Source organism: Exiguobacterium sp. PvP048 (assembly GCF_040549175.1).
Lineage (GTDB): Bacteria > Bacillota > Bacilli > Exiguobacteriales > Exiguobacteriaceae > Exiguobacterium_A > Exiguobacterium_A artemiae.
Genome location: NZ_JBEPSU010000008.1, coordinates 64,077 through 87,337, shown reverse-complemented (window position 1 = coordinate 87,337; position 23,261 = coordinate 64,077). Strand labels below are relative to the sequence as shown.

General features: G+C 48.1%; 24 protein-coding genes. 11 read left to right on the top strand and 13 right to left on the bottom strand.

Going from position 1 to position 23,261, the window contains the following annotated elements:
* Window positions 1-121 precede the first annotated feature (121 nt).
* Window positions 122-844 (bottom strand): WecB/TagA/CpsF family glycosyltransferase, encoded by a 723-nt coding sequence (locus tag ABIC15_RS13285; protein WP_354020913.1) that lies wholly within the window; start codon window positions 842-844, stop codon window positions 122-124.
* A gap of 80 nt (window positions 845-924) precedes the next feature.
* Here ABIC15_RS13285 and ABIC15_RS13280 point away from each other — a divergent pair, with 80 nt between their 5' ends.
* The gene (locus ABIC15_RS13280) at window positions 925-1,584 is read left to right on the top strand and encodes a uracil-DNA glycosylase (RefSeq protein WP_012371751.1); all 660 of its coding nucleotides are present in this window, start codon (window positions 925-927) and stop codon (window positions 1,582-1,584) included.
* Window positions 1,585-1,638: 54 nt separating this feature from the next.
* On the opposite strand, the gene ABIC15_RS13275 is transcribed toward ABIC15_RS13280, so the two are convergent.
* Complete coding sequence (locus ABIC15_RS13275) at window positions 1,639-2,445, bottom strand: Cof-type HAD-IIB family hydrolase (protein ID WP_012371750.1); 807 nt, start codon at window positions 2,443-2,445, stop codon at window positions 1,639-1,641.
* 125 nt (window positions 2,446-2,570) lie between these two features.
* Here ABIC15_RS13275 and ABIC15_RS13270 point away from each other — a divergent pair, with 125 nt between their 5' ends.
* From ABIC15_RS13270 to ABIC15_RS13245, 6 genes are all read left to right on the top strand, one after another.
* Entirely contained in the window at window positions 2,571-3,833 is a 1,263-nt protein-coding gene (locus tag ABIC15_RS13270; protein WP_354020912.1) for a hypothetical protein, read from the top strand.
* Window positions 3,834-3,857: 24 nt separating this feature from the next.
* Window positions 3,858-4,550 carry a response regulator transcription factor gene (locus ABIC15_RS13265; protein WP_012371748.1) on the top strand — a complete coding sequence of 231 codons (693 nt, stop codon included), beginning with the start codon at window positions 3,858-3,860 and terminating at the stop codon, window positions 4,548-4,550.
* Complete coding sequence (locus ABIC15_RS13260; protein WP_012371747.1) at window positions 4,547-5,932, top strand: sensor histidine kinase; 1,386 nt, start codon at window positions 4,547-4,549, stop codon at window positions 5,930-5,932. Before ABIC15_RS13265 ends, ABIC15_RS13260 begins: the two co-directional genes overlap by 4 nt.
* Before the next feature lie 97 nt (window positions 5,933-6,029).
* Entirely contained in the window at window positions 6,030-6,407 is a 378-nt protein-coding gene (locus ABIC15_RS13255) for a DUF1499 domain-containing protein (protein WP_214766447.1), read from the top strand.
* Complete coding sequence (locus tag ABIC15_RS13250; RefSeq protein WP_354020911.1) at window positions 6,404-7,831, top strand: dihydrolipoyl dehydrogenase family protein; 1,428 nt, start codon at window positions 6,404-6,406, stop codon at window positions 7,829-7,831. Before ABIC15_RS13255 ends, ABIC15_RS13250 begins: the two co-directional genes overlap by 4 nt.
* Before the next feature lie 3 nt (window positions 7,832-7,834).
* The gene (locus tag ABIC15_RS13245; protein ID WP_290828122.1) at window positions 7,835-8,368 is read left to right on the top strand and encodes a DUF420 domain-containing protein; all 534 of its coding nucleotides are present in this window, start codon (window positions 7,835-7,837) and stop codon (window positions 8,366-8,368) included.
* A gap of 68 nt (window positions 8,369-8,436) precedes the next feature.
* Here ABIC15_RS13245 and motB read toward each other — a convergent pair whose 3' ends face one another.
* The 3 genes from motB to ABIC15_RS13230 form a co-directional block, all read right to left on the bottom strand.
* Window positions 8,437-9,210, bottom strand: coding sequence for a flagellar motor protein MotB (gene motB, locus ABIC15_RS13240; RefSeq protein WP_290828124.1), 774 nt, complete (start codon window positions 9,208-9,210; stop codon window positions 8,437-8,439).
* Window positions 9,185-9,970, bottom strand: coding sequence for a flagellar motor stator protein MotA (gene motA, locus ABIC15_RS13235; protein WP_012371742.1), 786 nt, complete (start codon window positions 9,968-9,970; stop codon window positions 9,185-9,187). The genes motB and motA overlap by 26 nt, the downstream gene beginning before the upstream one ends.
* Window positions 9,971-10,067: 97 nt before the next feature.
* Window positions 10,068-10,307, bottom strand: coding sequence for a hypothetical protein (locus tag ABIC15_RS13230; RefSeq protein WP_012371741.1), 240 nt, complete (start codon window positions 10,305-10,307; stop codon window positions 10,068-10,070).
* 160 nt (window positions 10,308-10,467) lie between these two features.
* On the opposite strand from ABIC15_RS13230, the gene ABIC15_RS13225 reads away from it, so the two are divergent.
* Window positions 10,468-11,859 carry a TrkH family potassium uptake protein gene (locus tag ABIC15_RS13225; protein WP_354020910.1) on the top strand — a complete coding sequence of 464 codons (1,392 nt, stop codon included), beginning with the start codon at window positions 10,468-10,470 and terminating at the stop codon, window positions 11,857-11,859.
* Window positions 11,860-11,922: 63 nt separating this feature from the next.
* Here ABIC15_RS13225 and ABIC15_RS13220 read toward each other — a convergent pair whose 3' ends face one another.
* From ABIC15_RS13220 to ABIC15_RS13210, 3 genes are read right to left on the bottom strand one after another with little or no spacing between them, the layout of a single operon-like run.
* A complete protein-coding gene (locus tag ABIC15_RS13220; protein WP_012371739.1) occupies window positions 11,923-12,666 on the bottom strand; it encodes a sugar nucleotide-binding protein in 744 nt (247 codons plus the stop codon).
* Complete coding sequence (locus ABIC15_RS13215; protein ID WP_012371738.1) at window positions 12,663-13,748, bottom strand: SDR family oxidoreductase; 1,086 nt, start codon at window positions 13,746-13,748, stop codon at window positions 12,663-12,665. The genes ABIC15_RS13220 and ABIC15_RS13215 overlap by 4 nt, the downstream gene beginning before the upstream one ends.
* Window positions 13,745-15,889, bottom strand: a complete 2,145-nt coding sequence (locus ABIC15_RS13210; RefSeq protein ID WP_354020909.1) for a PAS domain-containing sensor histidine kinase — start codon at window positions 15,887-15,889, stop codon at window positions 13,745-13,747. Before ABIC15_RS13210 ends, ABIC15_RS13215 begins: the two co-directional genes overlap by 4 nt.
* 217 nt (window positions 15,890-16,106) lie before the next feature.
* Between ABIC15_RS13210 and ABIC15_RS13205 the strand changes: the two genes are divergently transcribed.
* The gene (locus tag ABIC15_RS13205) at window positions 16,107-16,631 is read left to right on the top strand and encodes a restriction endonuclease (protein ID WP_354020908.1); all 525 of its coding nucleotides are present in this window, start codon (window positions 16,107-16,109) and stop codon (window positions 16,629-16,631) included.
* 172 nt (window positions 16,632-16,803) lie between these two features.
* A complete protein-coding gene (locus tag ABIC15_RS13200) occupies window positions 16,804-17,280 on the top strand; it encodes an LURP-one-related family protein (RefSeq protein WP_012371735.1) in 477 nt (158 codons plus the stop codon).
* A 48-nt stretch (window positions 17,281-17,328) separates the two neighbouring features.
* On the opposite strand, the gene ABIC15_RS13195 is transcribed toward ABIC15_RS13200, so the two are convergent.
* On the bottom strand, window positions 17,329-17,949 hold the full coding sequence (locus ABIC15_RS13195; protein ID WP_012371734.1) for a DUF1836 domain-containing protein: 621 nt from the start codon (window positions 17,947-17,949) through the stop codon (window positions 17,329-17,331).
* Between the two features lie 115 nt (window positions 17,950-18,064).
* Between ABIC15_RS13195 and ABIC15_RS13190 the strand changes: the two genes are divergently transcribed.
* The gene (locus ABIC15_RS13190; RefSeq protein WP_131503489.1) at window positions 18,065-18,712 is read left to right on the top strand and encodes a diacylglycerol/polyprenol kinase family protein; all 648 of its coding nucleotides are present in this window, start codon (window positions 18,065-18,067) and stop codon (window positions 18,710-18,712) included.
* 1 nt (window position 18,713) lies between these two features.
* On the opposite strand, the gene ABIC15_RS13185 is transcribed toward ABIC15_RS13190, so the two are convergent.
* The 4 genes from ABIC15_RS13185 to ABIC15_RS13170 form a co-directional block, all read right to left on the bottom strand.
* Window positions 18,714-19,577: a tetratricopeptide repeat protein gene (locus ABIC15_RS13185; RefSeq protein WP_354020907.1), complete on the bottom strand. Its 864-nt coding sequence runs from the start codon at window positions 19,575-19,577 to the stop codon at window positions 18,714-18,716.
* A gap of 108 nt (window positions 19,578-19,685) precedes the next feature.
* Window positions 19,686-20,810, bottom strand: coding sequence for an alanine dehydrogenase (ald, locus tag ABIC15_RS13180; protein ID WP_354020906.1), 1,125 nt, complete (start codon window positions 20,808-20,810; stop codon window positions 19,686-19,688).
* Window positions 20,811-20,930: 120 nt separating this feature from the next.
* The gene (locus tag ABIC15_RS13175) at window positions 20,931-22,148 is read right to left on the bottom strand and encodes a PucR family transcriptional regulator (RefSeq protein ID WP_354020905.1); all 1,218 of its coding nucleotides are present in this window, start codon (window positions 22,146-22,148) and stop codon (window positions 20,931-20,933) included.
* A 204-nt stretch (window positions 22,149-22,352) separates the two neighbouring features.
* Window positions 22,353-23,207 carry a sulfite exporter TauE/SafE family protein gene (locus ABIC15_RS13170; protein ID WP_012371729.1) on the bottom strand — a complete coding sequence of 285 codons (855 nt, stop codon included), beginning with the start codon at window positions 23,205-23,207 and terminating at the stop codon, window positions 22,353-22,355.
* Window positions 23,208-23,261: the final 54 nt, after the last annotated feature.

Sequence of the window (23,261 nt, the reverse complement as noted above, 5' to 3'; positions counted from 1 at the left end):
ACGACTAAAAAACCTGAGCCCGGTGGAATACCGGACTCAGGTCCTAAAGGTCGCCTGACAAATTATTTATTGTCTAACTTTTTTGGTTCAGTTCATCAACCGGACAGCGGGTATTTTTTGTTTACAGATGCGTTTTTTTCCGTAAGACGAGAGACGCAAACAGGAGTAAATCCTTCAATTTCTCGAGTCCGCGCGGATGACTCGAAATCCGGTACAGCCATTCCGACTTTAACTGCCGGAATAATTTGGGCGCCCGTTTACTGTGACCCGACCAGACATCAAAGGCACCACCGACACCGATGAAAAGTCCGCGGTCGACCTGATCGTAAACAGAGGCAATCCATTCTTCCTGTTTCGGTGCCCCGAGAGCGACCAAAATCAAATCCGCTTCGGCCGACCGGATTGCTTTTGCGGCTTCTTCTTCCTTGCCGAATCCATGAAAGGTTCCGACAAACTGGATATCAGGAAAACGAATCGATAATTGCTGAATCAGCGACTTCATGACTTCCGGACGACCGCCGAGTAGAAAGACACGTTTTTTTAAAGCATCGGCAGTCCGGAGCAGTTCACGGGCCGTCTCGATGCCGGGTAATGTCGCAGTGAGCGGTTTCCCCATCCGTTTACTGGCTGCCGTCACGCCGATTCCATCAGGCGTGATGAACGTCGCTTGTTGTAAAATATGCTTGTACGCGGGATCACGCAAAGACCGTAAAACGAGTTCCGGATTAGCGGTGACGAGAAAGGCCTTTTCGTTATTGTGTAAAATCGTTTTAATATGGGTATACCAATGCGACGGTGTTGCATCGACAAAAGGCAACCCGAACAACTGAATTGTTTGAATCATCTTTATTCCACCTCATATACCATCATAGCAGAATCAGGCCGGACGAACAGGGGCTTGAGACTGAAAAAGGAGCGAACGGGATGCATACAGCCTGGCAAGAGATTTTAAAAGAAGAGAAAGAAAAAGACTACTTTATCCGGCTCTGGGATTTCGTCAAGACCGCTTACCGGGAAACGACAGTTTATCCGCCGAAGGATCGGATTTTCCATGCCTTTGACGCGGTGGCACCGCAGGATGTCCGTTGCGTCATCTTGGGGCAGGATCCGTACCACGGACCGAATCAGGCGAATGGACTGAGTTTTTCCGTCAATGACGGGGTTGCAATTCCGCCGTCCTTACGTAACATGTACAAGGAATTAATGTCCGATCTCGGATGTCCGGCACCGACGACGGGTAATCTGGAAGCCTGGTCGAACCAAGGTGTGTTTTTACTGAATACGTCCTTGACAGTCGAAGCAGGAAAAGCGGGTTCTCACGCCAAAAAAGGCTGGGAATCGTTTACGGATCGCGTCATCGAAGTGCTTGGACAACAGGAACAACCGATTGTATTCATTCTTTGGGGAAACCATGCGAAAAGTAAAAAGAGTTTGATTGATACGAATCGGCACCTTGTTCTCGAATCCGTTCATCCGAGTCCGCTTTCGGCGAGCCGCGGGTTTTTCGGCAGCCGGCCGTACTCGCAAACGAACGACTGGTTGCAGCAACAAAATCGAACACCGATCGACTGGTGTATCTCCTGACATCCCAAAAAACCAATCTACTCCGACAACAATGGAGTGGATTGGTTTTTTTGTTCAGTCCATCATGAATTTTTCGATGACGAGGGCAATGCCGTCTTCATCATTAGAGGCAGTCATGTACTGGGCTTTTTCTTTGACGGTATCGGCAGCATTTGCCATGGCAACACCAAGACCGGCCCATTCAATCATCGATAAATCATTGTTGCCGTCTCCGCACGCGATGACATCTGCCTGTTTGATCCCGAGGCGTTCAGCCAGCAACGCGAGACTTGTTCCTTTCGTCACGCCGGCCTCCGTAAATTCGAGGAAAAACGGTTTGGAGCGGGCGACGGCGAGCTCACCGGCTAACTCAAGCTGAAGTTTCAGCTCGACTTCCGCCAAACGATTTTCTTCCGCAAGCATCAAACACTTGACGACCGGTTCTGTAATGGCTGCCTTGAAGTCCGGAACCGTGATGACATCCATTCCTGTCAGTTCGCCTTCAATCGTCGAAAATTCGTTAGCCCGTTCCGTAAAAATCTCGTGCCCGACATATGTGTGGATATCGATATTTTCACGTTTACTTAAATCGTAAAGGCGATGTACGGTTTCCGGAAGAAGGGTACTGGAGAACAGGGACTCGTTTGTTTTACAGTCGATGATCGAAGCCCCGTTGAAACTCAGAATATAACTGCCGTAGCGGGCAAGTTCGAGCTCTTTTGCCAAATCAATCATCGCGTAAGTCGGACGGCCGCTCGCGAGCACGACTTTTTTTCCGCGACGCTGTGCATCGAGTAACGATTGTTTTGTTTTTGGAGAAATCGTGTGGTCGCTCGTCAATAATGTATCGTCAAGATCAAGTACAATCATTTCGTAAGCCATAAATATAAACCCCTTTCGAATATCTGTTACATCTTAACAAGTTGACTCTTATTCCACAATATACTCTCGCTTGAAAGAGTGTGATAAAGTTTGAGAAGAGCATGTATGGAAAGGATTTAAGTCTGATGAAATATTTTATAATTTTCTTATCGACCCTATATTTGGCCGGATGTGGTCTTACACTGCCTCATCCTGCTTCCTTGCTGGAGCACCCGGCTTTACCGGAATGGGAAAAGTCATTAAAAGCAAGAATTGATACCGATTTGCCGACAGAGGCGGAAATCGTGGCGCCGCGTAATCAATCCATTTCCAGGCCGTATGAATTGATTGATTTAAACCGGGATGGGCGGGACGAAGCCATTACGTTTTACCGGATTGAACATCAGGGAGCATTTCAAATCAGAGTGTTGGTACATGAACGCCTGAAAAAGAAGTGGGTGTTGCGTGTCAGCCAGCCGATTGCGACAGGCCGATCGATTGACCAGCTTCATGTCATCCTGGATGAATCCCAAAAGTCGAATCAACTGATGATTGGTGTGACGAGTCTTGAAAAGAATACCGTTTATCTCCTGAAAGATTTGATGAAGCCATCGATTCACGTTACGAAAATCGATACATATGATCGATTGACGATTGCCGATTTGAATCAGGATCGACGTCAGGATATGGTGTTGCTCAAAAAAGAACAGACGACAGAACTCATATATTATGAAGAAGCCTTAAATCCGACCAACCGGCAAGACATCACACTGCCGGTCAAAGACGGTGATTTGTTTGCGGATCATGACCTGTTTGAAATCGATACCGTCAATCCGGCCAAGAAAAAAGGGGTATTCGTCTCCTTTACCCGTGAAGCCAAGATGCATCTGCTGGTCTTTCAGCTTGAAGAAACCCGGCTGACACCCATCCGTTGGGGTGAGACATCAGAAATCGTCGAGCCGATGTATACGTTCCCGAAAGATGTCGATCAGGACGGTGTCATCGAATTTGCGCATCAATATACGCCTGACGGAAGCATCGGACGCGCGGCCGAAGAAAAACCGCGGATTACGGCATATTACGCTTGGAATGGCGCCGACGTGCAACCATTTCTCGAAAGCGGCTTTGAACTTCGGGAAGAGCAATACATCGATCTCGAATACAATTTCGTGATGCGTTTCCCGGCAAACTGGGCGACGCGTGAAACGATTGAGAAAAAGGACAACCGGGTCCGGTTCATCAACCGGGATACCGGGACGATTGATTTTGAGCTCGAAATCATTCCGAAGACGCAATACATCGCCAGTCATCGCAAGAAAAAAATCAAAGAAGGCATTGATTACGTGTATGTCATCTCGACCAATCAATCCTATGAAGAGTACGCTGCCAACGTAGCACTCGTGGAATAAAGGAAAAAGCAGGAGGAAAATAAGATGACTAAAATATTAGTGGCCGAGGATGAACATGCGATTCGCAGTTTCATCGTCATTAATTTAAAACGTGCAGGATATGAAGTGATTGAAGCGGAGAACGGACGGGAAGCACTGGACTATTTTGAACAGCAGACGTTCGATATCCTGCTGCTCGACATCATGATGCCCGAAGTCGACGGATTCGCGGTCTGCGAACAGGCCCGCTCGAAAGATGAAGTTGTCGGCATCATCATGCTGACTGCGCGAACGCGCGAAGAAGATAAAGTCATGGGACTCAGCGTCGGGGCGGATGATTATATTGCGAAGCCGTTCAGTCCGGCTGAACTGTTGGCACGTATTCAATCCCTGCTCCGCCGGGTCGAGACGCTCCGCCGCCGGAAACAACCGCGTGAACTGGTCTCCGGACCATTTCGGATTGATCTCGGAGCGAAGCGGGTGCAAAAAGCAGGAGTCGATGTCGAAGTCACACCGACGGAATATGATTTGTTGTGCCATTTCATCAAAAATGAAGATCAAGTCATGTCGCGGGATGAGTTGCTCGATGCGGTGTGGGGCGAAAATTATTTCGGAGATCGTAAGACGGTCGACGTCAACATTCGCCGGTTGCGTCAGAAAATCGAAGAAAATCCAGCGGAACCCCAATTCATCGAGACGTTGTGGGGTCATGGCTATAAGTGGCGTAACGAAAAATGAAACGACAGATTTTGATGCGGTTCATGACGATCATCACGGTGACGGTGCTGCTCGTCATCGGAATCTTATCCTTCGTGACGTATAACTATTATTATGTGACGGCGACCGATGTCTTGAAACGACATGCGAATGCCAGTGCCGTCTTATTTGCGAACAGCGGTCTTGCCTATGATTTTCAAGATTCAGAGGCGACGATTCATGACGTACTCGATTCCTATGCCTACACGGATGCAGAAATCGAAGTCCTAGATGCGAAGGGGATTCCCCGCTATTCGTCGACGGGATTCGTCTCAAAACGAAACATGACGAAACAGGAAGTGACCCGTCTGTTGAGCGGTGGAACAATCACGAAACGTTATGATGATCCGACGACAGGGGAACATCTGCTTGAAGTGACGGAACCGATTGTTTCTTTCGGACAGACGACGGGAGCACTGCGTTATACGACGTCGCTTGCGAAAATCGATCAGCGGGTCATTGAAATTTGTTTGGCGATTCTCCTGTTAGGTGTCGTCATTTGGGGACTGGCCTACATTTATTCGTCCCGTCTCGTATCGTCGATCGTTCGTCCGATTCAGGAAGTCATCGGTGCGTCCGATCAAATTGCCAAACAGCATTATGATGTCAAAGTCAATGAAGAGTATACGTTTGAACTGGGGGAGCTGGCCCGGACGATTAACTATATGGGACAACAGATCAAACAACAAGAAACGTTAAAAGATGAGTTCATTTCCGGTATTTCGCATGAGTTGCGAACACCTTTGACCTCGATCAAAGGGTGGAGTGAAACGTTGCTCGCAGAGCCGGAACGATTGCCGGAAGAAGCCTCGCTCGGAATGGGGATCATCCATTCCGAAACCGAACGCCTGATTTCCCTCGTCGAACAGTTACTGGATTTTTCAAAGCTCGAAACGAGTCGTTTAGTTCTGTACCGGCAGGAAGTGAATCTGACGGAAGTCATCGAGACGGTGACGGCGCAACTCCGGCAAAAGCTGGAGGAGAAAAACATCCGGATCATCCGGAAATTACCGGCACAGGTCGTCGGTTTATATGATGAGAACCGTTTGAAACAGGTCTTTTTGAATTTGCTCGACAATGCAATCCGCTTTTCGCCGGTTGACGGTGAAATTACGATCCGTCTTGTCCGTTCGGAACGTGTCCTCTTTTTATCCTTCAGCGATGAAGGTCCCGGGATTCCGAAAAATCATCTCCGCCACGTGACGGAGAAGTTTTATCAGGTCCAAAAAGGGAAAGGTGGAACAGGACTCGGACTGGCGATTTGCCGGGAACTGGTGGAAGCCCATGAAGGGAAATTGTTCATCGATAACCAACCGGAAGGCGGAGCCATTGCGACCATCCTGTTGCCGGTCACGAAAGCATAACGGAAAAGTCAAATGAGAAGCGCTTTCGAAACTGAACTGGTAAAGTAAAATCAGAATCATGATTCACAGCAAGACGAAACGAATGGAGGAATCAGTCATGGCACTTGGCGTATCGAACGGCAAATTAAGTCCGCTCACAGGGAAACCGAACGCGGTATCGACACAGACGGATAAAGAAGCGTTGAAGATGACACCTTTACCTTTTCACGGAAATCTAGCAGAATCAAAATTTCAAATCATGCGGATTCTTCAAAGTCTTGAGCGGGTGAAAGTAGTCAAAGAAGATTCGACGTACATTCATGCCATCTTCTCGAGTAAAGTGTTTCGTTTTAAAGATGATGTTGAATTTTACTTCGACGAGTCTTCTCAACAAATCCATTTCCGTTCAGCTTCCCGCGTCGGCTATTCCGACTGGGGCGTCAACCGCAAACGAATGGAAGACATCTCGGCACGCTATAAGGAGGCTTCCCGATGAAAAGTTATCAGTTGGTCGTAATCGGCGGCGGAGCAGCTGGAATGACGATTGCAGCAGGGGCTGCCAGTCTCGGCGCACACGTCGCATTAATTGAAAAACATACGCATCTCGGCGGTGATTGCCTGCATTACGGTTGTGTCCCGTCAAAAGCATTGATTGAAGCGGCACACGATGTTCATGTCATGAAGCAGACAGCCGCCAAATACAATGTGACGTTGAACGGGGAAGCGGTCTACAGCAAGACGAAAGCAAGCGTTGACCGTGCCCGGAACATCATCCAGTCGCATGACGGAACAAAACGGTTTAAGGATTTAGGCGTGGATGTCTATATCGGTGAAGCCAGTTTCTTGAGTGCCAATGAAGTGGAAGTGGCAGGTCAGTTGGTCGTCGGAGAGAAATTCGCGATTTCGACCGGATCACAGCCGATCATTCCACCGATTGAGGGTCTCGATACGATTTCGTACTTAACGAATGAGACGATTTTTGAACAAACGGAACGTCCGGAACGATTACTCGTTATCGGCGGCGGTGCGATTGGCCTCGAATTATCGCAAGCTTATGCGCATCTCGGAACGGAAGTAACCGTGATTGAAGGTGCCAAATCACTGATGCCGAAAGAAGACCGCAGTATGGTCGAAGTGTTACAACGGCAAATTGAACAGGAATTGACGCTCCACTTGGATACGACGGTGACAAGTGTCCGTAAAGCGGCAAAAGGAATCGAAGTTACGGTCAAAACCGGTGAAGAGTCCCGTGTCATTGAAACGGATGCCGTCCTCGTTGCGGTCGGTCGCAAGCCGCGGATTGATGCGTTACGTCTCGACCGTGCCGGCGTCCATGTTGAAAAAGGTTATGTTCAAGTTGACGGTTCACTTCGGACGAATCAACGTCATATCTTTGCGGTCGGTGATACGATTCAATCGTTACCGTTTACGCATGTCGCAGGTCTTGAAGGAAAAACCGTCGTCACAAACGCTCTGTTCGGTTTACGGACCAAACCGGATTACCGTGCCGTTCCGTGGGTGACGTTTACGACACCGGAACTGTTCCACCTCGGACTGACGGAAGAAGAAGCCCGTCAAAAGTACAGCGACATCAAAGTCTACGAAACCGGACTGGATGAAGTCGACCGGTTTGTCATCAACGGCCGAACAGAAGGGCGTGTCAAACTGATTGCCGATAAACGCGGGAAATTGATTGGTGCCCATGCCATCGGCGAACAGGCCGGTGAATGGATGCAGGAAGTCGTGTATGCGATGGCTCGCAAAGATAAAGTCGGTCAGCTGTCACGTGTCGTGCATCCGTACCCGATCCGGGGAGCCGCCGTCCAGCGTGCCGCCGATCTTTACTGGCGTGAACGTCTGTTTGACGGTCCATTGCCAAAATGGTTAAAACGATACTTTGATTGGAAACAAGGAGAATAATACATGCAACAATCTGCTAAAAAACGTAATTTCGTTCCGGTCGTCATCCTCTTGACGCTCGTCATCAATCTGTTGGTCGCACTGTTGTTTTTTGCACCACCTGTTCAGGTCGGTGACGGGTTTGACTGGACGCTGCTTCCTTTTTTAAACGCGATCTTTAACAGCTTTACCTTTATGCTGTTGCTCGGTGCCTGGATTTCGATCCGCCGGGGCAACCGGATTAATCACCGTCGTTTCATCGGCGGTGCCATGACGACGACGACGTTATTCTTGATTTCGTACGTGACGTATCATGCGGTCAGTGAATCAACGAAATTCGGCGGCGAAGGATTTGTCCGTCCAGTCTACTTCTTTATTCTCATTTCGCATATCATTTTGGCGGCGATTATCGTCCCGCTCGTCTTGATGTCACTCGCTCATGCGTTGAATCAAAACTTTGAGAAACATAAAAAGTGGACCCGTTTTACAATGCCGCTTTGGTTATATGTCAGTCTAACGGGTGTCATCGTGTATGTGATGATTCGTCCATATTATTAAACAGCACGTTAAAACAGGCCCATTCCGATTTTTTTCGGAGTGGGCCTGTTTTGATTAGTAAGTGGATATTATGGTTTGACCTTTGTCTCATCGAGGACATTTTGTGCCTTGATATCAATCAGCGGACGGATCAAAACTTCGACCCGGCGATTTTGACTGCGGCCATTTTCTGTATCATTCGAAGCAATCGGTTGATACTCGCCGTAGCCGCTGACTGTAAATCGTTTAGGGGCCAGTTTTGGATTCCGCTGAAGAGCACGCATGAAACTGATGGCGCGTTCTGCACTGAGTTCCCAGTTCGATGGATATTGAACGGTATTGATCGGAATATTATCGGTATGACCCGACACCTGAATTTGACGCTGTCCCGCTTTGACGAGCAGATTACTCATGCCTTGGGCAATTTGAATCGCGTCACCTTTGACATCTGCTTGGGCAGGGGAGAAGAGAGCCCGGTCGCGAATGGTGAAGACAAGCCCTTCATTCGTAACCTCGACTTTGATGTCCTTCTCAAGCTTCTGTTGTTTGATGTAGTCATTGGCTTCTTCCTTGATTTTTTCAAGTTCAGCAATTTCATAGCTTTGTGCTTTCGTCCGGGCATCCGTCTTTTTCGAGTCCTCTTCTTCTTGTGAGGTCGATAAGGAACTGTTCGTAATCATGCCGGAGCCGCCGTTAAAGACGGAGCTGAACGATTGGGACATCGCTTTCAGCTTGACAGCATCGACGTTACTCGAAGCGAACAGGACAATGAATAAGGCCAGTAACAGCGTCAGGAGATCGGCGTAAGGAATCAGCCAGCCTTCGGAAATATGTTCGTCATGCGGCTTCTTTTTCCGTTTCATACGTCGCACGCTCCTTCGGTGTCAGATAGACAAGTAACTTATCCTCCAGGTTTTTAGGCGATTCTCCGTTCTGGATCGATAAAATCCCTTCAATCATCATTTCATACAGTTGAATTTCAGTCGCTGATTTTTGCTTTAATTTTGTCGCGAACGGGAACCAGAGGACGTATCCTGTAAAAATCCCGAACAGCGTTGCGATGAAGGCACCGGAAATCGCATGCCCGAGCTTTTCGATATCGGATAAATCAGACAGCGCGGCGACAAGTCCGACGACAGCTCCGAGTACCCCGAGCGTTGGGGCATATGTACCGGCCTGCGTGAAGATATTGGCATTCGCATGGTGCCGTTCGGTCATGTTTTCAAGGTCGCGCGTCATGACATCTTCGACATACTCCGACGGTTGACCGTCGATGACCATCATGACGCCGCGGCGCATGAACGCATTATCGACTTCTTCGAGTGCCGTCTCAAGCGACAGCAATCCTTCTTTTCGCGCTTGGGTCGAAAGGGTCAGGAATTGTTGGAGCAATGTTTGTTTCGTCATCAGTTGTTGTTCAAAGAAAATGACTTTAAATAAAGCCGGGATGATCTTTAAACGTTCCTTTGGAAATGAGATCATGATTGCTGCCGCTGTACCGACAAAAATGATGACGAGTGCTGCAGGGTTCAGCAATGCAATCGGGGAGGCCCCTTTTAAAATCATTCCTCCGACTAAGGTGATGAGCCCCAGTATAATACCAATAATCGACACGATATCCATTTCAGTTGTGCCACCTTTCCTCATGTTGTCCAATCGTGAACGAAAAATAAAAAGAGCAGAAGAGGCGTCTTCTGCTCGGAAATCCAAAAACCGAGAATCACGCGCCGTTTTCGTCGATCAGCAATTGAATGCTTTCGTTTCGTTCGTCACGCTCTATATCGGTTAATACATCGTATTTTTTTAATGCAATATACAATTCGTTTAGAATTGATTGATCCACATGCAGCGATAATAACTCCTCGAATTGATAATATAACTGTGCGGGCATCCATTGCGATTGGCGTTCAAGCCTTCGCGAGACATCTTCAATCGAATGGTCAGCCGTCCTAGGGTCCACTGTTTCCCTCAACCTCCTTTTATGATTAAACGTCGACTTTTATCTATTTTACCAAAAAAAAACGAAAACGTTTAGCAGATTCAAAATTTAAATAGAACAAATGTTTTTGAGGGAGTATGATAGATGCAATTGGGTCATTTCATCTAGGAGGAGTACGAATATGTTTTCTCATAAAAGACGTTCGCGGCTCGCGAAGTTCGGACGGTTTGGGGAACTGATTTATCATCAGTTATTCGATAAACCGGCCCGTTTTATCGCGACCGGTTTTACGTTGACCATCTTATTGGGTGGATTTTTACTGTGGTTACCGATTGCTCAACAGGACGGTCAGGACATACCGTTCATCGACTGTTTGTTTGTCGCGACTTCGGCCGGGACGGTCACCGGTCTTTCGACGGTCAATATTGCGGAATCCTTTAATCTGTTGGGACAAATCATTATGATGCTGCTGATTCAGGTCGGGGGACTCGGATTCATGACGATTGCGCTTGTCCTGTTGAGCGTAACAGGACGGAAGATCGGAATCCGGCAACGCATCATCATTCAAGAGATGTTTAATCTCGACAGTCCGGGCGGTACGATCCGTCTGGCCCGGAACATTATTCTGACGACTGTCGTCGTCGAATTGATCGGGATGCTGTTGATTGCGCTTGATCTGTTCATTCAATATAAGTACACGTTCGGTAAGTCCTTGTATTACGGATTGTTCCATGCTGTATCGGCCTTCAATAATGCGGGCTTTGCGTTATGGGGCGATAATCTGGTCGGTTTTCAACAGGATACGACGTTCATCCTGACGATTTCAGCATTACTGATGATCGGTGGACTCGGTTTTACCGTCATCGCGGATATATCGGCTAAACGGAATTTCAAGAAGATCTCCTTACATTCGAAATTGATGCTCTTATCACTTGTCGTCATCAACGGTCTTGGGGTTCTTGCGATGATGATTTATGAGTGGGTATCACATCTCGGATCGCTTCACGATAAATCTTTTTTTGCAGCATTGCACATCGTCTTCTTCCAAGTCGTTACGACGCGGACGGCAGGGTTCCAAACGATCGATTTAACGACGATGGTCCCGTTATCAATCGGCTTGATGATGGTCTTGATGTATATCGGGGCAGGTTCTGCTTCGACAGGATCCGGAATCAAGGTCACGACGGCAGCGGTCATCTTGAAAAACGTCTGGACGTACCTGCGCGGACAACGGGAAACCGTCTTGATGCGGCGAACTGTCCGGGCGCAGGCAATTCAAAAAGCTTACGCCATCGCCGTGTTCAGTCTGTTGTTCATCGCTCTCGTGACGACGTTGCTTGCTTTGTCCCAACCGAATCTCTCCTTTGTCGGTCTGTTTTTCGAGACGGTGTCCGCATTCGGGACAGTTGGTCTGTCGTTGAATGTCACGGCGGAATTAAACGACTTCGGGAAAGCCTTGATCATGTTTATGATGTTACTCGGACGTGTCGGATCGTTAACGATTCTGTTTACGTTTGCCGCTCAACACGATCGTTTGATTCGTTATCCGAAAGAAAATATGCTGATTGGCTGATTTTCCGGGAATGGTTAAAAAAGTGTCGTCTCTCCCATTTTTTATGGGACGGACGACACTTTTTTAATGAACGAAGGACAGGTGTTCTGAAATTGGTCGGATGACAACCCGTGAGTCGGTCATCCGATCGTCGCGCGTCATACTGTTATCTTCAGTAATGTGCCACTTCGACCCATGCAGGATGTTCAAAGCGGTCACGATGTCAAAAAAGGAATGACTTGCATTTCCGTTTGCCAAATAGAGACCGGGAGTATACGTCGTGACGATCGTATAAAGCGTCTGGGCCGTATCCTCTAGAAAAGCACAGGAAGGATACCACTGTGTGCTGGCGGGAATTGGACCTGCGATAGCATGGCGTTCCAAATAATCAATCATATTATTGGAGCCGGCTGCCTGCCCAATCTGCCAACCAATCCGGACGATGTAGGCATCGGGATTGACCGCTTGAATCAGCCGTTCGCACGTTCGTTTGTAAGCTCCGTACTCATCCGTTGCTGCAGGGACGATTGCAGGATCATGAGGTCCTTTTTGTTCGTCGGAATAGACGGAAGCCGTGCTTGTAAAAAGAAACGGAATGTTTCGTTCGAACGACAGTCGTGCAAGTGTTTCGGCGAATTCAGCCGGACCCATCCCGATATGCAGCAAGAGGTCGGGTTGAACACGATCGATGAACGCTTCCATGACGGCAGAATCAGTCGTAGAGACGACGGACCGGTCCCAGGCGGTGATATCGTAGTGATGGGAACGGAAGACGTCTGCGAGAACGGGCGCGACCGTTCCGTTCATACCTGTTATTAAAACATTCATACGGGTTCTCCTGTCTGCGGATGTTTTGTTTTGTAATAGGTGACAAGGCGGGGAATCAGTTCCGCTAAATCCGGACAGATGATACCCGTTCCGTCCAAATCACGTAAGGCGTTACTCGTATCATATCGGGCCGGATGGACGAAGTAATCGAGTGTCTGCCGTTGCATCTGCAGGCGTTTCGCGATCCGCGGTGTGAGAAGAGACGTGACCAGTCGAAACGGAACAGTACCTCTCGGATATGAACCGTAATAGACGACGTGCAGCATCTCGTAAATCGCGCGGGCACCATGCGGGAACGGATCGGTCAGGTGATACGTCGTCCGGATGCCGGCTGGCGCATGACTGAGATACGTCGTCGCATTGACGACGTAATCATACGGAACAAGATTGACGAGTGCGTTTGCTCGTCCGGCATACGGTAACGGGGCAAAAGGACGGAGCAGCCGTAGCGCATTCAGAACAAAATACACACCATCCCACTTCGGGGTTTCACCGGTCTGGGAATGTCCGACGACGATTCCGGGGCGGATGATCGTATAGGGTAAGGTTCCGACTTCTTCACGGAATCGTACTTCTGCCAAATATTTCGTTTCTTCATAGGCATTTTTAAAGTCGACCTGATGTGTTAACTCGTTTTCAGAAATCGTTCCGATCCGGAGACCGGAAACATAAGCCGTACTGAAATAGACATAACGTTCCAGGTGGACGAATGTATGGGCAAGGCGCGTCACATTCGAGGTGCCGGTGACGTTAATCCGAAAGGCAGCAGCGTAAGCAGTCGCCAAGTCATAAAGAGCAGCCAGATGGAAGAGATGAGTGACGCGACTTACCAGCTCCTTCCGGATGGACTCGGGCAAACCCAACCCCTCTTTCGTAATGTCGCCTTCAATTAAAATCAGCTGTTCTTCCTTGAGCGACGTCGTCCGTAAAAACTGTTCCTTCTGCGAGACGGCGCTCGCGTATTCATGTTTAAGATGCAACAGATAAAAGCAGTCGATTTGTTCAGGAACCAAAGCTAAACGTTCGATCAGCTTCGTTGCCAAAAATCCGGGGAATCCTGTCATCAGATAAGTTCGCGTCATTTTTTCTCAAAATCCTTTCGTGGATCCAGCTCCAATACAATCGTGAACGTCGATCCTTGATTTAACTCCGATTCGACGGAGATGACGCCTCCGTGAGATTCGATGATTTCTTTACAAATAGCTAGTCCTAAGCCGGTTCCGCCGATTTTTCGGACGGCGGAGTTATCGACGCGATAAAATTTCGTGAATAATTTATCAAAAGCGGTGGGCGGAATGCCGATGCCGTAATCTGTCACGCTTAAGATGGCCTGATCTGCTGTTTTTTCCAAACGGACATCAATATGATCAGCGGCAGGGGAATACTTAATGGCATTGGACAACAGATTGATGATGACTTGTTTGACCTTGTCTTCATCGGCAAAAATAAGGATCGGGTCATCGTCCGTCACAGCATGGATCGTATGAGTCTCTGCTGTCTCCCCGAAGGTTTCGATCGTTTCTTCCAACAATTGGCGTAACGAAAATGGTTTAAAGGCATAATCCTGTTTGCCGCCTTCCATGCGTTGGATGTCTAAGAAATCATTGAGAAGATTCGTCAGGCGCTTCGCTTCTTCATGGACGATTTCCACATACCGCGTCGTTTTTTCAGGTGTCGGTTGCCGATAACGCAACAGTTCCATGAAACCAAGGATAGATGAGAGCGGTGTCCGTAATTCATGGGAGACGGTGCTGATCAGTTCATCTTTGACGTGATCCATTTTCTGTTCTTCCGTCCGGTCACGGAAGACGAACAGGAAGCCGTGTCGTGAAAAGCGGCTCCGTTCTTTTTTGATCGAGGTCGCATAAAATTCAAAGTAATGATGACCGGATTCATCCGGTTGCTGCAAGGTGAAGCGGAAGGAGATCTCAGAATGTTTCCCTGCCAACAATTCCTCGACCTGTTGCAGCATGGCGTACCGTGTCGCTAAATCGAGATTCGGAATCATGCTGATCCGTTCCTGGATTTTACTTGGCGCGATACCCGGTACATCCAGCAGCTTGCGTGCTTTGACGTTCATATAGGTAAAACTGCCGTCTTCCCCGGTCAGTATAAAACCTTCATTGGAAGCTTGGAGAATCGACTGTGTGATATCGCGTTGGCGCATGATGGCATTTTTTTCACGTTCTAACATCTTTTCGATTTTCTTTTGTTCGGTCATGTCGCGAACGACGGCGACGCGCATCCGGGTCTTTTCGTAGGTGATTTCACGGGGAAAGACTTCAATTTCGACAGAAGTGCCGTCCGCCCGCCGCCCGATGACTTCATACGGTTCTTCATGATGCTTCATGATTCGCTGAGTGACGGAGTTCTGAAACTCGGGTTGGATAAAGTCGAGAATCTGATGACCTTTCATCAGTTCGAGTCGGGTCCGGAAAATAATTTCCGCCGCCCGGTTCGCATCGAGAATGACGCCGTTATCATGAAAGATGACGGCTTCAAGAACCGATTCGGCAATCAGACGGAAACGCCGTTCACTTTTCGCGAGATGTAGCTCGACTTGCTTTTGAGAACTGATATCCGTGATGAATAAAAAAAAACCGCCATTTTGGAGACGCGTCATATACAGGCGGCCGTAAAAATAAGAACCGTCTGTCCGGTGATACGTCCAATCATTTTCTGTATCCCGTCCGTGTAACAAGAGAATATCTTCATCGGACAAGTTTTTTAGATTTAACTGTTCAAGATGTTGTTTTCGGAGTTGGAATTCTTCCGGATCATGAATCGAGATCGGTGTCATCTCCTGAGGCAGCGCAGCGGGATCGATGCCGAACATCGTGCCGGCTGTCTCGTTGATGGCGGTGATGCGGAAATCCGGATCTGTCACGAGAATCGCGGCATCAATCGTTGAATTCAATAGTTGGTGGAGATCAAGTGACTTGATCGTGACTAAAAAGAAATCCGTCTGCTCGACCGGAGAAATCGTCAACGTGTATGGAAGCGAGACGACTTGAATCCGGCTTGAAATCGGGAAAAGTGTATCCTCCAGTAAGAAGAATGAAGAAAGCGATGTATCAGCTGATGACAGCTGGAACTGATTATGAAATGCAGGGTTCGCAAAGTCGATGATACCAAGTCGATCCACTAACACGACAGGCTCTTCGAGAGCGCGCAACGTTGCATGGATGACTCTGCTGGAAGAAGGAGATGAATGTTCTGCCATGAGCTGCCTCCTTAAAAGAAATGAGCGGTAGACGAATGTGTACAAAAAAGTCAGTAAGGTGACGTATTCTCTATATATTCTCCATCCCATGACGTCGTTCCTATCACTTACGCAAGACAGGCACGAATTTAGTATGATGAATACAGAGAACGAATCCGACTACGGACGGGTGTGACACGTAAACCGACGAGCGGACTCGGAAGGGCGGAACAAAACGATGCAAACATATACGAAACGAAGAATGATTGCCTTCTTATTTGCAGTAGGCGGGGGAGCTGCCGCTTATTTTTTTTCGAGTTCCTGGGAACCTTTAATCTTGATTGTCAGTATAGTAGGGTGTACACTCTTTTTAATCCTCTCCTTCCTGACTCCGTCACTCGCCAATCGGCTGGACCGGATGGAAGGACGAGAGTTTGAGGAATGGTTGGTCGAGCTTTTTGAAAGAGCCGGGTATCGTGTCGAGTTGACACCGGCCTCACGTGATTTCGGAGCAGATTTATTGATTGAAGACGCACAAGGGTATAGGATTGCGATTCAAGCGAAACGATATGGTTCGGCCGTAGGACTCGAAGCCGTTCAACAAGTGGCGGCGGCCGTCCCGTTTTACGGTATGGATGAAGGATGGGTCGTGACGAATTCGACCTATACGGAAGCTGCGTATCGTTTAGCAGAACCGAATCAGGTTCGGTTGATTGATCGAAACGAATTACTGGAATTTGCTCATGAAATTGGCTTTCGCTAATGTTGTCGAATGATTGTCGACAAAAGGGGGTTGTCAATTTGTTCAAACGGTGCAATAATCATTTTCGTTAACGAAATATCAGTCAGATAAAGAAAATCAAAATTATACGGAATGTCTAAATATACTGGGGACGAAATACCAGCACTTTTTAGCAGTGAGAGGAGAATTTCTGTTGCGCAAAGTTGTCTATGTGCAGGGTTGCGTTTTTTCGCAAGGTCATGCCGCGATTTATGATGAATCCCACCAAATGATTGGGGCGGTTCAACACGACGATACAGGTCGTGTTCAAGTAATGAATGGTGAAGGTAGAGGGGTAGCGTTTGGTAAGTTCATCCCGACATGCAAGAAATGGGTCGTGATGAACCACGATGGTCAAGAAGTAGGTCAAATGCGTGAGAAATTTTCACTCTTCTCGAAGAAATGTGAGTACAACGTTTACGAACGAGGTACGTACACCATTTCCTTCGACCTGACAAAAGGGAAATTCTCAGTACGGAGTTCAGCGGGAGAAGTCGTCGCAGAATTGCTGCAAGACGGCGATGAATACCGTCTCGTCAAAGATGCGGATAAGCTTTCGATGTACGAATTACTCTCGGTTCTAAAGAGCCTGACGAATAACGTCAACTATAAGTCACTTACAGCAGTCTAAAATAAAAAAGATGTCCGGCCATCGATGATGACCGGACATCTTTTTTTGTTAAGTTTGTAAGACATGTTGAAGACGTTGTTTCGCTTCGTGCGTCAGATGCGATATACGGCGCGCATAGAGGCACAGTTGGAGAACGTGGACAGTTTCAGGGCGGTAGGCGTTGATGCGCTCTAAGGACCGTCTCAAGCGTTTTTCCGTCAACTCGATCGGACCGCTTGTTTCCGCATGTTGTGTATACACAAGATAGAAGTCAAGGGGACTGATTAAATCATCTTCATCAATGTTTGGATTTTTGAAGACAATCGTCAATAATTCACGTGTTTCCTCCAGTGAAAACAAATGCTTTAAATCATCCAGTAAGTAAATGATGGCAGCCTGGTTAATGGAATACTTCTTACCCCGGTGCGGAACACCGATGATGTCACGGACTTCGCGTTTCGTCCAATTTTGAATCGTCGTTGCTGACATATGTTCCCCGATCAATGCATTGGCAAGGTGAACGATTTCATTAATGGATAAACCGTTTTTGGAAGGATCGAACTGTTTGAGACGGGTCATTACTTTCGGCAGATCGGCCTCATCTTCTGACACAAGTGTCCCGATTCCTTTGCCTTCTTTTAAACGAAGCAGGCAACTGGATAACGTTTGTACTGCTTGAGCATCATACATGCAGAATACTTCCTCTCTAGAACGTCATTTGACCTTATGTTAACAAATGAAGGTTCGAAAGAGCAAACGCCAATTGAACGAAGTACAATGAAACTATCAAAAAAGGGGGATTCGTATGGAGTGGATTGCTGCAGTCGGAACAATCGTCATCGTTGGAATCGTCTTAGCCCTTCTCGAATGGACGGGAAAAAAATTGCAGATGCAACCCGAGACGATACGGAAGTGGATTCATATCGCGGTCGGGCACTGGGTGTTTTTAGCCCTCGCTTGGATGGAGCATTGGTATGTCGCCATCACACCGCTGCTTTTTTTCACACTGATCAATTGGATTACATTGAAACGAGGGACCGGGCGGATGAATCAGGTGGAACGGGTTTCGTATGGAACAGTGTATTACCCGATGGCCTTGGCTCTGCTGGTTCTGTTCTTTTTCGAACAGGAACCGATGGCGCTTGTCGCAGGAAGTATGGTCCTTGCCTGGGGAGACGGATTAGCCGCCCTCGTCGGAAAACGCTTTGGGAAAACATTCTACACCCGCGGAAAAATCCGTCGTTCGTTCGAAGGTAGCATCGCGATGTTTCTCGCCTCGTTTCTCGTGTTGACAGTGACCTTCCTATTGTATGAAGAACCGGCTTGGCTTGCCGTCAGTTACGGTTTTTTACTGGCCAACATTGCGGCCTTGATTGAAGCGGTCTCTTACCGGGATACCGATAACCTGTTGATTCCGCTGACGATCGGAGCTCTTGTCGCATTCGCCCTGTGAATTACGAACGGTGCAACAGACAACGCATGAAATACCGGGACCGGATCGTCAGGTAGAGCGGAATGGACCGGATTCCGGCATGGCGATACGTCAAGTCACGGCAAAGCGTATCAAAAACGGTCCGACACATCCGGTCTTTCGTCTGATCGTAGACGGCTGCCCACATGCTGTGTTCGACCATCAGGGAAAGCATGGAATCGAGCCGAAAGACGGTTGCTTCATCCGGTTCGCCGTCCAGTGCCTGATGGAATAACTCATAACGCATTTCCGCATTGTTGGCGGCAATCGAATGGAACACCATATCGTGGTGGTGTTCCGGAATTTCGAACAGCAATGAGTAAATAGACTCCAGCACATGTTCATCATGCCCCGGCATCGACTGCATCATATCGATGGTCATCAAGGTCCCTTCTCCACCGGGCCCGATTTTTTTCAGGTATTGGAGTGCATGAGACGCGGCCTCACCGAAAAATTCCCGTTCGTAATAATGAACGGCTAAATGACGATGCACACTCGGCTCCTCCGGAAAAAGCGACAACGCATCCAGGAAATGCCGTTCGGCCTCATGTTGAAAATTTTCGACTTCACTCATCAAACCGAGCAGCAGGTGCGCCCGGACATGATCACCGGTTTCGGAACGTGCCTGTTCAAGTTGTCGACGTGCGGCTGAAAAGTTTTGTTCGTGAAAGAAAGCATAGGCTTTGGCAATCCCGGGAAGCGGATGCCCAGGGTCCAACTGGTGCAGGCGTTCAATTTTTTGCTGAAACAGCTTGGGTTCAAATTCAGACGTCAAATGCGACAACAGATCAAGCTCTGCGAAAGGGATTGTAATCTCATTTGATTGTGCTTGTAACGTATGGATCATGTGAAGACCACCTTATGTCATATGATATCTTCATGATAATGGAAAGAGAAGACAAGAAACAGCCCATTGCTTCAGCAACGGGCTGTTTCTTGTCTTTATCAGATAGGCTTAAGCGTGTAGATGAAGCACATCTTCCACCGATTTGTACGTGTATCCAAGATCGCGTGCAACTGCTTCGTACGTGACGAATCCTTGGGCAACGTTCAGACCTTTTTCAAGAGCGGTGTTTTCGGCCAGCGCGCGATGCGTGCCTTTGTTCGCAAGCTCTAATACATAAGGAAGTGTCGCGTTCGTCAAAGCGAGTGTCGATGTGCGTGGAACCGCACCTGGCATGTTGGCGACCGCATAGTGAACGACACCGAACTTCTCATATGTCGGATCATCGTGTGTCGAAATACGATCGACTGTTTCGAAGATTCCACCTTGGTCGATCGCTACGTCAACGATGACAGAACCCGGTTTCATCCGCTCGACCATTTCAGCCGTGACAAGTTTCGGAGCTTTTGCTCCAGGAATCAAGACGGCACCGACAATGAGATCACTTTCAGCGACAGCTTCTGCGATCGTATACGGGTTTGAAATCAATGTGTTGATGGAATTACCGAAAATATCATCGAGTTGACGAAGACGTTCCGGACTGACATCGATGATTGTTACGTCTGCACCGAGACCAACCGCAAGTTTCGCTGCGTTTGTTCCAACGACACCACCGCCGATGACCGTTACTTTACCGCGACGCACACCCGGAACACCTGCGAGCAGGATTCCCATGCCGCCGTGTGGTTTTTCGAGGAACTGCGCTCCGATTTGTGATGCCATCCGACCAGCGACTTCGCTCATTGGTGTCAAGAGTGGTAATGTCCGGTTTTTTTCGACCGTTTCGTATGCGATAGCTGTAATTTTTGAATCGACGAGTGCGCGTGTCAATTCAGGTTCTGCAGCCAGGTGAAGATATGTGAACAGTGTCAGTTCCGGACGGAAGTATTGATATTCTGAAGCAACCGGTTCTTTCACTTTCAGTGCGAGTTCTGCAGTCGCCCAAACTTCAGCCGCTGTCTCGATGATTTGTGCCCCTGCTTGCGTGTACTCTTCGTTTGTAAAGCCGCTCCCCATACCAGCAGTTGTTTCGACGATGACCGTATGTCCTTGACCCGTTAATGCTGCTACCCCAGCAGGCGTTAACGCGACACGGTTTTCATTGTTTTTGATTTCCTTTAATACTCCGATGATCATAAATGCGATCCCCTTTCGCGAATAAACAAACAGTGTGTCACTTCTTCTTCAGTATACGAGAAATGAAAGCGTTCTACTTTATCGGCGATTTCAAAAATACAAGCAATCCTTTGTGAAAAATCACAAAGGATAACGGTCTGCTTTTAGGTATAGGTAGAGAAGGGCCCGTTCCGGAAGCGACTCCATCCGAATACCGGCTTCTTCTTCGATTCTTCGCATCCGGTACAAAATCGTATTCGGGTGAACATGGAGATGAGAAGCGACCTGTTTGACGTTTCCGTCATAATGAAGGAACCATTCCAACGTCTCGCAAAGGGAAGCGGCATGCTTCTCGTCATAGGAACGCAAGCGTTCGATTTCTTCCAAGCGGACAGTTCTTCTGCGCAACCGTTCAGAAAAAATCGGCAAGAGTTGAAACAGACCAAGACGTTCATATCGTGTAACCGTACTGAGTTCAAACGGAAAAGCATCTTTTAACCGCAGAACGATGCCGGTTTCCTCGTACCGTTCCGGAATCGATTGGACGCCGGTAAACACTTCGCTGCTGGCAGAGATGAAGTTCGTATAATTAAACCGTTCCGCGAGCATCTGTCGGAATGACTGGATGAACGCATCGAACTGGAGTCGTTCATGATGGGCATCTTGATCGTTTGTGCTGATCCACAAAATAAAATCAGTTTCATCATATGCGTACAAAAGCGGTCGGACGGTTTGCTGGATAGTCAGCAAATAGCGTAAACGATCCGCGAGTCGCGGCGTGATGGTTTCTGAAAACCGGATCACCATCAGACGGCTGATTCCGGGTGGCGCAACATGTAACTTAGAGAAGGTCTTTAAAATTTCCGATTCGGGCATGTCTTCATGCAGCAGTTCAAAAAAGAATTGTTCCGTTTTTTCTTCCTGGCGTTTCTTTTGCATGTCGATCGCGAGCAACTGGCGCTGGGCAAGCAACGCTCCTTTTTTTAAATCGGATAACTCCGTTTCCGAAAAGGGAGTGCTGCGGGCAATCGACCAAATATACCCTAAAATTTCTGTGTCCTGTTTGATTGCAATCGCGACGCGGTCATTCAATCCGACACCCGTCCGGGCTGAAATGATTAAAGGTTCGTCTTGCGCAGCAAGATTCTGGATGACTTCGTCTTTCCACAGTTGATCGATGACCGATTCGGGGACGCGCCGCCCAATAATTGTTGCAATCCGGGCCGGATCCGTATCAGCTGTGTGTGTGCTGTAGGCAAGTAACCGGTGATTCCGGTCCTCGATCGTAATGGGAGCACTCAGTGCGACACCAATCGCTTCGGCTAAATCCTCAAGGGAATGATACGTCGCTTCCAACATAAAAATCAGACCTTCTTTCTCTATTTAAAAAATCCTATTGAAGTAAGTATATCTTTGGTTGTGTACAAGCACAAAGAAATTCCTATAAGTTGTAAATTTTAACAAAATATAAAACGACTCCACGTCAAAATCAGACACAAAAAACCTCCCGACAGTTAACCGGATTTACCGGGGAACTGTCGGGAGGCGAGATTATACAAAGAATCAGCGGCGGACAGAGCGTTTACGACTGTAGACGACAAGTGTCAGCAAGAAGACAAGACTGAGGGCAATCAAGACAATCAGTGAAGCCGTATTGAAATGAAGGACCTCAAGAAGAACGCTTGTTGCAACGGTCAGATAAAAAATACCGAGATATTTTTTGACGAACGGGCTGTCGAAATGCGCCAATTGTTTGGCCCCGATCGGTGCACCGAGTAACGCTCCGATGATCAACATGACTCCGACGAGCAGATCGACATCGGTACTTGCGACCGTATAGTTGACGAGCCCGGACAAGACGATCAATAAGGCAGAAGCAATACTTGTTCCGACTGCGCGCTTCAACTCATATCCGGCAATACCGACCAGGAGCGGCGTGATGATAAAACCACCGCTGACACCGAGCAACGACGAGATGAATCCGGCAAACAGTCCGATGAATCCAAGCGCCAGGTAACGGTTTTTCCAACCGGTCTGTGATCCGGTCGTTGTTTTGGGACGTAAAAATTTATTGGCGAAATACAGCAGCAAACCAATATAGACGATCGAGATGACGAGATGGGCACCGTTCACTTCTTCCAAGCGGAGAACGATCGGCGTTGCGATGGTAGAACCGATGATCCCGACGAGACCGACGACCAGACTGTCACGCCAGACCACGTTTTTAAGGCGCAAGTGTGAGAGCGTACCAGATACGGTCGAGCCGAGCGTCAACATTAAGCTGGTCGCGATGGCGACGCTCGGGGCAAAACCGAGAATCAGCAAAAGCGGTGTTAAGATGATGCCGCCGCCGATTCCGAAGAAACCGGAGATGATACCAATGAAAAAGCCGAGCGGTAAAAAATAATAAAATTCCATTTGAGACATTCCTTTCACGTTCTTTCATACGGTTAGTATGGCAATCCCTTCGCA